Genomic DNA, 12,036 nt, shown 5'->3' with positions numbered 1-12,036 from the left:
CGAAAAAAGAAAGGCGCCCTGCGGGGCGCCTTTTTTGTTTAGGCCGCATTGTCTCTGGCGGTTGCCTGCGGCGGATGGCGTCCCTAGCGCCCCTCCCTCACCCACGTTGCGGCCAGCGCGCCGAGGATGAGCAGCAGGCCGGAGAGGCCCGCGAACAGCGGGAACAGGCCGATGCCGCGCACCACCGACACGTCGCGGGTGCGCAGGCCCATCCAGTCCTCCCCCGCAAGGCGCTCGCCCGAGGAGACGCGCACCACCCGAGGCACCGTGCCCGAGAGGTCGGCGAGCCGCCAGACACCGCCGCCGGTGGCGGCGGCGACGGGGGCCACCACGTCGCGGGTGCTGGTGACCTCGGCGAACTCCTTCGGGTTCAGCGGGCCGATATTGGCGAGCGCGGTGAAGCGCCCGTTGGCCGCGCGCCACAGGCCGAGCTCGTCGGCGGGCGTGGTGGCGCGCCACAAGCCGGGCTCGGCCTGGGCGAGGGTCAGATTGCGCACCGCGCCGGACGGCGTGGTGACGGCGGCGGCGGGCACGCTGTCGCCCATGGTCTGGCGCTCCACCACCAGGTCGCGGCCCTGGACGGTGAGCTTGAGGCGCTCCTCCTCCAGGTCCGGCTCCTTCATGAGCCAGTGGGAGAGGCGCCGCAGCAGGTCGATGTGCGGGCCGCCGCCCTCATAGCCGCGCGCCCACAGCCAGATGTGGTCGGACAGCAGCAGCGCCACGCGCCCCTCGCCCACGCGGTCGATCTGCAGCACCGACTTGTCGCCCGGCGCGCCGAGCAGGCTGGTGCCGGAGCGGGCCTTGGTGTCGATCACCCGGAAGAAGCGGCTCCAGTGGGGCGGGTCGCTCTCCGAGCCGGGCAAGGCGCGCGTCACCGGATGGCGCTTGCCGGGGTCGGTGAGGCGGGCGTGGTAAGGCTGGAGCGTCTGGTCGCCCGAGGGGATGCTGGGCAGGATCTCGTCCAGGGGCGTGTTGGCGAGCGAGCCGGTGTCGATGAAGTCGGTTCCCGCCGCCACCAGCACCGCGCCGCCGGCGCGCACGTAGCGCACGATGTTGTCGAAATAGACCTGCGGCAGCACGCCCTGCTGGGCGTAGCGGTCGAAGATGATGAGGTCGAAGTCCTTGATCTTGGTCTGGAACAGCTCGCGCGTCGGGAAGGCGATGAGCGACAGCTCGTTGATCGGCGTGCCGTCCTGCTTCTCCGGCGGGCGCAGGATGGTGAAGTGGACGAGGTCGACGTTGGCGTCGCTCTTCAAGAGGTTGCGCCAGGTGCGCTCGCCGGCGTTCGGCTCGCCCGAGACCAGCAGCACCTTGAGCTTGTCGCGCACGCCGTCGATGGAGACGGCGGTGCGGTTGTTGACCAGGGTCAGCTCGCCGTCGAGCGGGGGCACCTCGAACTCGACGATGTTGGCGCCCGCATGGGTGACCGCCACGTCGATGCTCGTGCTCTGGCCGGCGGTAACGATGGGCCGGGCGATCACCTCGCCGTCGCGCCGCACGGTGACGCCGACCCGGGCGCCGGCCGGCGCGCCTTCGTCGGTGACGCGGAAGGTGATGGACTGGTTCTGGCCGACGATGCCGAAGCGCGGCGTCTTTTCCAGCGCGATGCGCCGGTCGCGCTCGCCCGGCCGGCCCGAGATCAGCGCATGGACCGGGGCGTTGAAGCCGAGCTGCGGGGCGCTGTCCGGCACGTCGTGAACGCGCCCGTCGGTGATCAGCACGGCGCCCGCCACCCGTTCGGGCGGCACGTCCGCGAGGCCGGCGGAGAGCGCGGAGAACAGGCGCGTGCCGTCCTGGTCGCCGTCGCCGGCGTCGGCGACGATGGTGCGCACCTCCAGGCCCGGCACCCGGTCGAGGCGCTCCTTCAGCGCCGCGCGGGCGGCCTCGGTCTGGGCGGCGCGGTCGCCGAAGGACTGGCTCGCGCTCTCGTCCACCACCACCGCCACCACGGAGGTGAGCGGCTCGCGCTCCTCGCGGGTGAGGGAGGGGTTGGCGAGGGCGAGCAGGCCCACCGCCAGAGCAAGGGCACGCAGCACGCTGCCACGGGTGCGGGAGAACAGGAGCAGCCCGGCGAGCAGCGCGGCGGCGACGGCAAGGCCGATCAGCAGCGGCAGCGGCACCAGGGGGGAGAAGGCGAGGCCGTAGCTCATGGGGCGGAAACCGGGATGCGCGTGCTCATTGGCCGAGGCGCTCCAGCAAGGCGGGCACGTGCACCTGGTCGGCCTTGTAGTTGCCGGTGAGCACGTACATCACCATGTTGGCGCCGGCCCGGAACGCGAACTCGCGCTGGCGTGGCTCGCCGGGGGTCAGCGGCAGCAATGCTTCGCCGCCCTTGCCCACGGCCCAGGCGCCGGCGAGATCGTTCGAGGTGATGATGACCGGGGAGACGCCGTCTCCCGCCCGCGCCGGGCGGTCGCTCTCGTCGCCCTGGGGCAGCGCCTCCACCCAGGTGGTGCCGCCGGTGAAGCGGCCGGGGAAGTCCTTCAGCAGATAGAAGGCCTTGGTGAGCACGTGCTCGCGCGGCACCGGCGCCAGCTCGGGAATGTCCAGGCCGGACAGGATGGCGCGCAGCTTGGCCGCGGCGGGCGTCAGCGGCGAGCCGGGTCCGCCGGTGCTCTCGATGGCGTCGCGGGTGTCGAAGATCACCGTGCCGCCCTGCTTCATGTAGGCATCCACCTTGGCGAGCGTCGCCGGCGGCGGCACCGGCGCGTCGGCGAGCACCGGCCAGTAGATCAGCGGGAAAAAGGACAGCTCGTCCTTGGCGAGGTCGATGCCCATGGCCGCGCCGGGCTGGAGCGCGGTGCGCTGGCCGAGATAGGCGGACAGCCCGTCGAGCCCGGCGCGCGAGATGTCGTCCACGTCGCTCTGGCCGGTGGTGACATAGGCAAGGTGGGTCTGGCGCGTGGCGGTGACGGCGAAGGTGTCGTCCGCTTGCGCCGTCCGGGGCGCGAGCGAGGTCCCGAGCGCCGCCAGGCCGAGCAGCATCGCAAGCCCCGCGGCCGCCGCGGGCCTGCGGCCGCCCAGCCGCGACAGCCCGCCGGAGAGGTAGAGCACCGCCAGGGCATCGAGTAGCAGCAGCACCATGGCGGCGAGCAGGACCGCGCCGCGCAGGTCGCGCGGCTCGCTCTCCTTGAGCTGCTCCATGCGGCCGCCCAGCGCCGAGAGGTCGAGCGCCTTCGGCCGGTCGTCGGGCCTGAGCGCGTTCACCGCCAGCAGGCCGTCCGGAGGGCCGTAGAAGCCCGGCGGGTGCTCGGCGCTGGCGATCCCTGAGAAGTTGGCGGGGATCGCCCGCGCGGTCGGCCCCGCAGGGTGGAAGGCGCCGAACCCGTCCAGGAGCCGCGCCGGGGCGAGGGTGGACGCCTCGGTGCGCAGGCCGGCGCGGCCGATCTCGGCCGGCGCGCCGTCGGCGGCCGGGGGCGGGGTGTCGGAGAGCGCGATGACCTGGCGCAGCATGTCGACGAAGGTGCCCGAAAGCGGCAGGTTCGACCAGGAGGTGTCGGCGGTGACGTGGAACAAAGCGAGCGTGCCCTTGCCGATGCGGGTGCCGGTGACGAGCGGCGTCCCGTCCGCCAGCGTCGCCCAGGTGCGTTCGCCGAGCAGCCCGTCCGGCTCGGCCAGCACCTGGCGGCTGACGGTCACGTCGGCGGGGATCCTGAGGTCGCGGAACGGGCCCTCCTGCGTCACCGCGCCCAGCGGCTGGGGCGTGTCCCAGGAGAGCGAGCCGCCGAGCACCCGGCCGCCGCGCCGCAGCTTCACCGGCAGCAGGTCGTCCTGCGCGTTGTTGGCGAGCCGCGCCCCGGCGAAGCGCACCAGCACGCCGCCGTCCTCCACGAAGCGCGTGAGGCGGGCGCGGGTGGCGGCGGGGATGGTGCCCACGTCGGTGAGGATCAGCACCGGCAGGCGCTGGTCGAGGAAGGCGTTGATGTTGTCGGTGGCCGAGCCGGTCTCCGCCACCTTGAGGTCGGCATAGGGGCCGAGCGCGCGCGAAAGGTAATAGGTGGGCGCGAGCAAAGGCTGGCCGGTGTCGGTGGTGGTGCCGGAGACGATGCCCACCGTGCGCCGGCGCCAGCGCTTGTCCACCAGCTGCACCGCGCCGGCCGAGCGCTCGGCGACGATCTCCAGCCGGGCGACCTCGTTGCGCATCTCCACCGGCAAGGTGAAGCGCGCCTCGGTCTCGCTGGCGCCGTCGGGCAGCGTGAACGGCGCCTCGCCGAGCGACAGGCCGCGCATGTCCTTCGCCTCCACGCGTCCGGCGCGCGGCGGACCGCCGGCGGGGCGCAGCACCTTCACGGTGAGCGCGTCGGCGGCGTTCTCGGTGGCGGCGAGCGCCAGCGGCGCGGCAACGCCGCCGCTCACCACCAGCGGCGCGCGCTCCCTCAGGGGCGAGAAGACCGCGGTGAGATCGCCGTCCGCGCCGAGGTCGACGCCATCGGAGATGAAGACGAGCCCGGCCTCGCGGTCGGCGTCGAGCACCTTGCCGGCGAGCGCGAAGGCCTCGGCGCGTGACGGCGCGTAGGGCACCGGATCGAGCGAGCGCAGGCGGTCCCGGGCGGCGGCGGGGGCGAGCAGCGTCGCCTCCTTCGGCACGTCGCCCGTGGGGATGAGGGCGACGCCGCGCCCGTCACGCTCCGCGTCGTCGACGAAGGCGTCGGCGGCGTCCTTGCGCTGCGCCCAGCTCTGGGCGGCGGGCCAGCCCTGGTCGATCACCATCACCAGCGGGCCGCTGCGGGCAGGGTCGGTGGCGGGCGGGTTCCAGATCGGGCCGGCGGCGGCGAGGATCACCAGCGCCGCCAGCAGCAGCCGCAGGAGCGTGAGCCACCACGGCGTCTTGGCCGCGCTCTCCTCCTTCGGCTTGATGTCGAACAGCAGCGCGGTGGGCGGAAACGCCACCTTGTGCGGGCGCGGCGGCACCACGCGCAGCAGGTACCACAGCAGCGGCAGCCCGATGAGGGCGGCGAGCAGCAGCGGCGAGGAGAAGGCGAGCGGCAGGCCGAGCATCAGGCGCGCCCTCCGGTCACAAAGGGCGCGTCACGGCGCGCGGGGCGGGCGGAGCTCATTCGGCCGCCTCCGTCCGCGCCGCATGCGCGAAGCCGGGCGCGGCGCCCGCGCCGCCGGTGCCCATGCGCATGTGGAGCGCCAGCAGCAGGTCGCTCGCCGGCCGGTCGGTGCGGTGGACCATGAAGGTCCAGCCGGCCCGCTGGGCGGCGGCGCGGATGCGCGCGCGGTGCTCCACCAGCTTCAGGTCGTATTCGGCGCGCCAGCTCTCGGCGCGGCCCACGGTGAGGCGTCCGCCGCCTTCCGGCTCCTCGAACTCGATGCGGCCGGAAAAGGGGAAGGTCTCCTCGGACGGGTCGACGATCTGCACCACATGGCCGTGGGCGCCGGAGGCGGCGAGGTCGTGGATGCGTGCGGCGATCTCGTTCGCCGGGCTCCAGAAGTCGCCGAGCAGCACGATCTCCGACATGGGCGAGGGGCCGAAGGCAGGCGGCAGGCTCGCCGGCAATTCTGGCGCGAGGATCACCGCCTCGGCCATGCGCTCGACGATGCGGCGGTTGGCGGAGGGGCGCATCAGCTCGGGCACGCCCACCCGCTCGCCGCCCTTCACCAGCAGGTCGGCGAGGGCGAAGGCGATGACGAGCGCCCGCTCGCGCTTGGGCGGCAGCTTGTGGGTGGCGTAGCTCATGGAGGCGGAGAGGTCGGGCCAGATCCACACCGTGTGGGCGGCCTCCCACTCGCGCTCGCGCACATACAGATGGTCGTCCCGCGCCGAGCGGCGCCAGTCGACGCGGGCCGCCGGCTCGCCGTCGACGAAGCGCCGGTACTGCCAGAAGTTCTCGCCCATGCCCGAGCGCCGGCGCCCGTGCAGGCCGTGCTGCACGTTGGAGGCGATGCGGCGCGCCTCCAGCACGAGGCGGGGCATGGCCGCGACCAGCTCGGACGCGGAATGGGCGGCCTTCTCGATGGAGGAACGGGCTTGGTCCGTCACGATGCGTGCGTCCTCACCCCAGCCGCTCGGTGAGGCGCTTGACGATGCGCGCCACGCTCTCGCCCTCGGCACGGGCGGCGAAGGTGAGCGCCATGCGGTGCTTCAGGACCGGCTCGGCGAGCGCCACCACGTCGTCGAGGGAGGGCGCGAAGCGCCCGTCCAGCAGCGCGCGGGCGCGCACCGCCAGCATCAGCGCCTGCGAGGCGCGCGGGCCGGGGCCCCAGGCGATGAAGCGCTGCTCCGGCCCTTCGGCGGCGGGGCGCGCCGAGCGCACCAGGGTGAGGATCGCCTCCACCACGCTCTCGCCCACCGGCAGGCGGCGCACCAGGCGCTGGGCGGCGAGCAGGTCCTCGACGCTCATGGCGGCGCGGGGCTTCTGCTCCTCGGCGCCGGTGGTCTCGAACAGGATGCGCCGCTCGGCGTCCCGGTCGGGATAGTCGACGCCGATCTCCATCAGGAAGCGGTCGAGCTGGGCCTCGGGAAGCGGATAGGTGCCTTCCTGCTCCAGCGGGTTCTGGGTCGCGAGCACGTGGAAGGGCTTGGGAAGGTCATGGCGCTCGCCGGCCACCGTGACGTGGTATTCCTGCATCGCCTGGAGCAGCGCCGACTGGGTGCGCGGCGAGGCGCGGTTGATCTCGTCCGCCATCAGCAATTGCGCGAAGATCGGGCCGCGGATGAAGCGGAAGGCGCGCTTGCCGCCGGCGCTCTCCTCCAGCACCTCGGCGCCGAGGATGTCGGAGGGCATGAGGTCGGGGGTGAACTGCACGCGCCGGGCGTCGAGCCCGAGCACCGTGCCCATGGTCTCCACCAGCTTGGTCTTGGCGAGGCCGGGCACGCCCACCAGCAGCGCGTGGCCGCCGGCGAGGATGGTGATGAGCGCCTGCTCCACCACCGTCTCCTGGCCGAAGATGACCGAGGAGATGGCGGTCCGCGCCGCCCGCACATGGGCGCCGGCCGCTTCCGCGTTGCGGACGATCATCTGGTCGAGGTCGAAGGTCTCGCTGGCTGACGACATCTACGCTTCTCCGTCTCCCGGACAGGCTTGCCGCCAAAAGCGGCAAGAAAAGGCCCCGGAGGATGACCCCCGCCTTCGAGCCCTGCAAAGGTCGCGCCAGCCGGAATGGGAGCTTACGATAAGATGGCGCCGCGTCGAGGCCCTGCGAAGGCGGCGGCGGGACACTTTTCTCACGTCATCGCGAGGAGCGTTCATGAGTGGTTCGGACCAGGTCGCGCTTCCGCCCCGTCCTGAAGCCGAGGGCGGGCGGCTCGAGGCGCTGCTCGCTGCGGTGCACGCGGCCGGGGGCCGGGGGCCCGCTCCCGTCGAGCTGTGGAATCCCCCCGATTGCGGCGACATGGACATGCGCATCGCCGCCGACGGCACCTGGTTCTATGGCGGTACGCCGATCGGGAGGCCGGCTTTGGTGCGGCTGTTTGCCTCGGTGCTGACGCGCGAGGGCGCCCGCTTCGTGCTCAAGACCCCTGCCGAGAAGATCGGCATCACGGTGGACGACGCGCCCTTCCTCGCCGTCGACATGGCGCGGGAGGAGGGCGAAGGCGGGCCGGTCCTGGTGTTCCGTACCAATCTCGACGACCTGGTGCGCTGCGGGCCCGGCCACGATCTGCGCTTCGTCCCGGGCGCGCGGGAGGGCGAGGTCATTCCTTATGTCCATGTCCGGCGCGGCCTCGAAGCGCGGCTCACGCGGGCGCTCGCCTTCGACCTCGCCGCGCTGGGAGAGGTGCGCGATCAGGCCGGGACGCCTATGTTCGGCATCGCCTCGGCGGGCGCGTTCTACCCCATGCTGCCCGCGAGCGCGGTCGGCCTTTGAGGAATCATGAGCGAACCTTTCTTGCCTGACGACGGCCGGCCGGCGAGCGAGCCAGGTGAAGCGGCGGTCCCGGCGGCGCCCGCGCCGGCCGGCGGCGCCTTCAGCCTGGCCGATTTCCTCGCCCGGGCCGCGCGCGGGCTGCGGGCGGGCCCGCCCGACTTCTTCACGCTGGACGCCTATCCGGCGGTCAACGGCGACCATGCGCTCTCGCCGGAATGGCATGCCGAGCCGCCCAAGCGCGCGCCGCGCCATGCGGCGGTGCTGGTGCCGGTGATCGCCCGCCCCGAGCCGTCGATCCTGCTCACCCTGCGCTCGGCGCACCTGTCCACCCATGCCGGCCAGATCGCCTTTCCCGGCGGCCGCGTGGACCCGGAGGACCGGGACGAGGTGGACGCCGCCCTGCGCGAGGCGCGCGAGGAGGTGGGGCTCGACAGCGCTTTGGTGCGCCCGCTCGGTTTTCTCGACGGCTACCTCTCGCGCACCGATTTCTGGATCGTGCCGGTGGTCGGGCTGGTGGACCCGTCCTACGTCCTCGCGCTCAATCCGGACGAGGTGGACGAGGCGTTCGAGGTGCCGCTCTCCTTCCTCATGACGCCCGGCAACCACGAGCGCCAGGCCCGCGAATGGCGCGGCACGCTGCGCCATTTCTATGCCATGCCCTATGAGGGCCGCTTCATCTGGGGCGCCACCGCCGGCATGCTGCGCAACCTCTATGAGCGGGTCTACGGCCCATGATCCGGTCGGTCCTGATCGAGCTCGCGCTCTTCCTCACCCCGTTCATCCTCTATGGCGTCCTGCTTCTGGCGACCCGCGGCTCGCTGGTGCCGGAGCACTGGTCGGCGCGCACGCTGGCGCTGCTCTCGGCGGCGGCGATCGCGCTCATGGTCGTCGGGCTGTTCGTGTTCGAGCACGGCCGCAGCACCGAGCCGGGCCGGCGCTATATTCCGGCCGAGATGCGCGACGGGCAGTTCGTGCCGGGCCATTTCGAATGAGCGGGCGGCCACTCGCCGATGCCGCCTTCTGGGGCCGCGCCGGCCTCGTCGACCTCCTCGCGCTCCTGAACCGGGACGGCGAGGAGGCGCGCGTGGTCGGCGGCGCGGTGCGCAACACCTTGCTGGGGCTTGAGGTTTCCGACGTCGACATCGCCACGACCGCGCGACCGGACGTGGTGGTGGCGCGGGTCGCTGCGGCGGGGCTCAAGGCGGTTCCCACCGGGATCGAGCACGGCACCGTGACGGTGGTCGTCGCCCATCACACCTTCGAGGTCACGACCCTGCGCGAGGACACCGAGACCGATGGCCGGCGAGCGGTGGTGCGCTTCGGCCGGTCCTGGCTCCATGATGCCGAGCGGCGCGACTTCACCATCAACGCGCTCTACGCCACGGCTGCCGGGGAGGTGGTCGACCTCGTGGGCGGCCTCGCCGATCTCGCCTGCCGCCGGGTGCGCTTCATCGGCGATGCGGATGCGCGGATTCGGGAGGATTATCTGAGGGTTCTGCGGCTTTTCCGGTTCCATGCCTTCTACGGCGCCGGTGGCGTGGATGGCGCGGCGCTCGCGGCCGCCGTTCGCGGGCGGGTCGGGCTTCTGGGCCTTTCGCGCGAACGGGTGCGGGCGGAGCTGCTGAAGCTGCTGCTGGCGCCGGGGGCGGCGCCGACGCTCGCCGTCATGAGCGATTGCGGGCTGATCCAGCCGCTCCTGGCGGGCATCGCCGATGCCGGCCTCTTCGCCCGGCTCGCCGCCGCCGAGGCGCGGCACGGCGTGGCGGCCGACGCGGTGCGCCGGCTCGGTGCGCTGGCGCTGCGGGTCCCGGACGATGCCGAGCGGCTGCGGGAAAAGCTGAGGCTTTCCAACGCGGAAGCCCGCCGCCTGGCGGCCCTGGCGCCGCCCCTTTCCGGCCCCGCCGATGCAGCGGCCGTACGGCGGCTGATCTATGGGGCGGGCGCCGGTGCGGCGGTGGATCGGGCGCTCCTTGCGGAGGCGCGGCGCGGCTTCGATGCCGGGCCGGTGGTCGCGATGGCGCGCCACTGGACGCCGCCGCGCCTGCCGGTGAAGGCGGCCGACCTGACGGCCCGGGGCCTCACGGGCCGCGCGCTCGGCGCGGCGCTGGCGCGGGTGGAGGAGGCCTGGATCAGGGCCGATTTCCCGGAAAATCCCGCGCAGATCCAGGCTTTGGTCGTCCGCGCGCTCGGCGGTTGAGACGCCGCCGGAGCCAGCCGCGGCAACGGTTCCAGGTCCGCGCGGCGCGGGACGTCAGTCCTTCTCGTCCTCGTCGTCCTCTTCGTCGTCCTCGTCCTCCTCGCCGTCCGCGAAGTCGTCGAGGTCCAGCGGCTCGAGCGCGACCGAAGGCAGGGTCTGGGCGCGGAACTCGCCCACCTCGTCAGCGTACCAGAACACCTTTACCTCGTCGCCGTCGACGCCGACCACGGTCAGGGCCGGGCTTCCGGACTTCAGCTGCACGATGTCTCCCGGTCCAAACGCCATGGCTTCCTCCCCGGATCGCGCGGTGCGCGGTCCGCGAGACTTAGCCGGGCTTCGTGACGGCGGGATCACAGCGGCGCGGTCACGGCCATTTCACCACCGGCGGCATGGAGGAAAGGATGGAGTCCACGTTCCCCCCGGTCTTCAGCCCGAAGATGGTGCCGCGGTCGTAGAGCAGATTGAACTCCACGTAGCGCCCGCGGCGGACCAACTGCTCCTCGCGCTCGGCCTCGCCCCAGGGGGTCGCCATGTTGGCGCGCACGATGGCGGGGTAGATGCCGAGGAAGGCCTCGCCCACCTGCCGGGTGAAGGCGAAGTCCTCGTCCCAGCTGCCGGCGCCGGCCGAGGCGCTGTCCAGATAGTCGTAGAAGATGCCGCCGATGCCGCGCGCCTCGCCGCGGTGCTTCAGGAAGAAATACTCGTCGCACCAGGCCTTGAAGCGCGGATAGTCGGCCACCCTGTGGCCGGCGCAGGCGTCCGCCATCGCCCGGTGGAAGGCGAGCGTGTCGGGGTCCTCCTGGGTGCGGCGCTCCATCAGGGTGGGGGTGAGGTCCGCGCCGCCGCCGAACCACGCCTTGGTGGTGACGACGAAGCGGGTGTTCATGTGCACCGTCGGCACGTGCGGGTTCGCCATGTGGGCGATCAGCGAGATGCCGGAGGCCCAGAAGCGCGGGTCCTCCGCCGCGCCGGGGATCTGGCCGCGGAACTCGGGCGCGAACTCGCCGAACACGGTGGAGGTATGCACCCCCACCTTCTCGAACAGGCGCCCGCGCATGAGCGCCATGGTGCCGCCGCCGCCCGGCGCGCCGGAATGGTCGGTGCGCGCCCAGGGCTGCTTCTCGAACCGGCCGGCCGCGCCCGCATAGAGGCTGGCCGGGGCGGCATCCTCCAGCGCCTCGAAGGCGGCGATGATGCGGCCCTGCAAGGCCTCGAACCAGGCGCGCGCCAGGGCCTGGCGCGCGCCGAGCGTGGCCGCGTCCCCGGCGGGCAGCGGATCGGGTGACGTGCTCATGGGCCGGGCCTCCTTCTGGTTCCCGCCCCGCTTCTATCGGGCGGGGGCGGGGGAAGGAAAGCCGCCGGTCTGCCGCAGCGCCTCGCCGAGCCCCATGGCGGCGCTCACCGCCACGTTCAGCGCGCGCAGGCCGGGCCGCATGGGAATGGTCACGCGCGCGTCCGCCGCCTCGTGCACGGCTTCCGGCACGCCGGCCGACTCGCGGCCGAACAGCAGCGCGTCGGTGGGCGCGAACGCGAAGTCGGTATAGGCCGCCGCGCCCGTGGTGGTGAACAGGACCAGACGCCGCCCCTCGGCCCGCCGGGCGGCGTCGAACGCGTCGAAGGAGGCGTGGCGCACGAAGCCGGCGGCGTCGAGATAGTCCATGCCCGCCCGGCGGAACGCGGCCGCCGCCACGGGAAAGCCCGCCGGCTCGATGATGTGCACCGGTACGCCGAGGCAGGCGCCGGTGCGGATGGTGGTGCCGGCGTTCTGGGCGATGTCCGGGCAGTAGAGGGCGAGGATCATGGGCGCGGTTCCTCAGCGGAATGGGCAGGCTGCGACGGCGCGACGGTAGCCCGAGGTTTTCCCGGGCAGGACGGCGTGCCGCACGGCCATGATCTGGACAAGATCGGAGGAGGGTGCAATTAGAGGCGCTCGAAGGTGGCGACAGGTGTCTTCAGCCGCCTCTCATGTCTGCGCGCGCGGCCCGGCGGGCCGCGGCGGCGCGGACGGAAGCGGATTTCAGGATCGG

11 protein-coding genes are annotated in these 12,036 nt (G+C 72.9%); 4 read left to right on the top strand and 7 right to left on the bottom strand.

What is annotated here, in order from left to right; genetic code table 11:
* Positions 1-83: 83 nt before the first annotated feature.
* From V5F67_RS00470 to V5F67_RS00455, 4 genes are read right to left on the bottom strand one after another with little or no spacing between them, the layout of a single operon-like run.
* Positions 84-2,150 carry a hypothetical protein gene (locus tag V5F67_RS00470; protein WP_394020957.1) on the bottom strand — a complete coding sequence of 689 codons (2,067 nt, stop codon included), beginning with the start codon at positions 2,148-2,150 and terminating at the stop codon, positions 84-86.
* 25 nt (positions 2,151-2,175) lie between these two features.
* Positions 2,176-4,998, bottom strand: a complete 2,823-nt coding sequence (locus V5F67_RS00465) for a DUF4159 domain-containing protein (protein WP_394020958.1) — start codon at positions 4,996-4,998, stop codon at positions 2,176-2,178.
* A gap of 55 nt (positions 4,999-5,053) precedes the next feature.
* Positions 5,054-5,986, bottom strand: coding sequence for a DUF58 domain-containing protein (locus V5F67_RS00460; RefSeq protein ID WP_394020959.1), 933 nt, complete (start codon positions 5,984-5,986; stop codon positions 5,054-5,056).
* A gap of 13 nt (positions 5,987-5,999) precedes the next feature.
* Positions 6,000-7,001, bottom strand: coding sequence for an AAA family ATPase (locus V5F67_RS00455; RefSeq protein ID WP_394020960.1), 1,002 nt, complete (start codon positions 6,999-7,001; stop codon positions 6,000-6,002).
* A gap of 193 nt (positions 7,002-7,194) precedes the next feature.
* Here V5F67_RS00455 and V5F67_RS00450 point away from each other — a divergent pair, with 193 nt between their 5' ends.
* From V5F67_RS00450 to V5F67_RS00435, 4 genes are read left to right on the top strand one after another with little or no spacing between them, the layout of a single operon-like run.
* Positions 7,195-7,812 (top strand): DUF1285 domain-containing protein, encoded by a 618-nt coding sequence (locus V5F67_RS00450; protein WP_394020961.1) that lies wholly within the window; start codon positions 7,195-7,197, stop codon positions 7,810-7,812.
* A 6-nt stretch (positions 7,813-7,818) separates the two neighbouring features.
* Positions 7,819-8,547 carry a CoA pyrophosphatase gene (locus V5F67_RS00445; RefSeq protein WP_394020962.1) on the top strand — a complete coding sequence of 243 codons (729 nt, stop codon included), beginning with the start codon at positions 7,819-7,821 and terminating at the stop codon, positions 8,545-8,547.
* A complete protein-coding gene (locus V5F67_RS00440) occupies positions 8,544-8,804 on the top strand; it encodes a DUF6111 family protein (protein ID WP_394020963.1) in 261 nt (86 codons plus the stop codon). Before V5F67_RS00445 ends, V5F67_RS00440 begins: the two co-directional genes overlap by 4 nt.
* A complete protein-coding gene (locus V5F67_RS00435) occupies positions 8,801-10,009 on the top strand; it encodes a CCA tRNA nucleotidyltransferase (RefSeq protein WP_394020964.1) in 1,209 nt (402 codons plus the stop codon). Before V5F67_RS00440 ends, V5F67_RS00435 begins: the two co-directional genes overlap by 4 nt.
* Positions 10,010-10,063: 54 nt before the next feature.
* Here V5F67_RS00435 and V5F67_RS00430 read toward each other — a convergent pair whose 3' ends face one another.
* The 3 genes from V5F67_RS00430 to V5F67_RS00420 form a co-directional block, all read right to left on the bottom strand.
* A complete protein-coding gene (locus V5F67_RS00430; RefSeq protein ID WP_394020965.1) occupies positions 10,064-10,294 on the bottom strand; it encodes a YodC family protein in 231 nt (76 codons plus the stop codon).
* A gap of 79 nt (positions 10,295-10,373) precedes the next feature.
* Positions 10,374-11,303: an oxygen-dependent coproporphyrinogen oxidase gene (gene hemF / locus V5F67_RS00425; protein WP_394020966.1), complete on the bottom strand. Its 930-nt coding sequence runs from the start codon at positions 11,301-11,303 to the stop codon at positions 10,374-10,376.
* 33 nt (positions 11,304-11,336) lie between these two features.
* Positions 11,337-11,810, bottom strand: coding sequence for a tRNA (cytidine(34)-2'-O)-methyltransferase (locus tag V5F67_RS00420; protein ID WP_394020967.1), 474 nt, complete (start codon positions 11,808-11,810; stop codon positions 11,337-11,339).
* Positions 11,811-12,036 lie beyond the last annotated feature (226 nt).

The sequence above is a fragment of the Xanthobacter pseudotagetidis genome, from assembly GCF_043194795.2.
In the GTDB taxonomy this organism is placed as follows: Bacteria; Pseudomonadota; Alphaproteobacteria; order Rhizobiales; family Xanthobacteraceae; genus Xanthobacter; species Xanthobacter tagetidis_A.
The sequence above is the reverse complement of the archived record's forward strand: the minus strand, read 5'-3'. Positions and strand labels throughout refer to the sequence as shown.

Bases quoted from the DNA above. Each gene is read 5' to 3' on its own strand.
- V5F67_RS00470 (WP_394020957.1), bottom strand. From the start codon at position 2,150: ATGAGCTACGGCCTCGCCTTCTCCCCCCTGGTGCCGCTGCCGCTGCTG.
- hemF (WP_394020966.1), bottom strand. From the start codon at position 11,303: ATGAGCACGTCACCCGATCCGCTGCCCGCCGGGGACGCGGCCACGCTC.
- V5F67_RS00465 (WP_394020958.1), bottom strand. From the start codon at position 4,998: ATGCTCGGCCTGCCGCTCGCCTTCTCCTCGCCGCTGCTGCTCGCCGCC.
- V5F67_RS00430 (WP_394020965.1), bottom strand. From the start codon at position 10,294: ATGGCGTTTGGACCGGGAGACATCGTGCAGCTGAAGTCCGGAAGCCCG.
- V5F67_RS00440 (WP_394020963.1), top strand. From the start codon at position 8,544: ATGATCCGGTCGGTCCTGATCGAGCTCGCGCTCTTCCTCACCCCGTTC.
- V5F67_RS00445 (WP_394020962.1), top strand. From the start codon at position 7,819: ATGAGCGAACCTTTCTTGCCTGACGACGGCCGGCCGGCGAGCGAGCCA.
- V5F67_RS00435 (WP_394020964.1), top strand. From the start codon at position 8,801: ATGAGCGGGCGGCCACTCGCCGATGCCGCCTTCTGGGGCCGCGCCGGC.
- V5F67_RS00420 (WP_394020967.1), bottom strand. From the start codon at position 11,810: ATGATCCTCGCCCTCTACTGCCCGGACATCGCCCAGAACGCCGGCACC.
- V5F67_RS00450 (WP_394020961.1), top strand. From the start codon at position 7,195: ATGAGTGGTTCGGACCAGGTCGCGCTTCCGCCCCGTCCTGAAGCCGAG.
- V5F67_RS00455 (WP_394020960.1), bottom strand. From the start codon at position 7,001: ATGTCGTCAGCCAGCGAGACCTTCGACCTCGACCAGATGATCGTCCGC.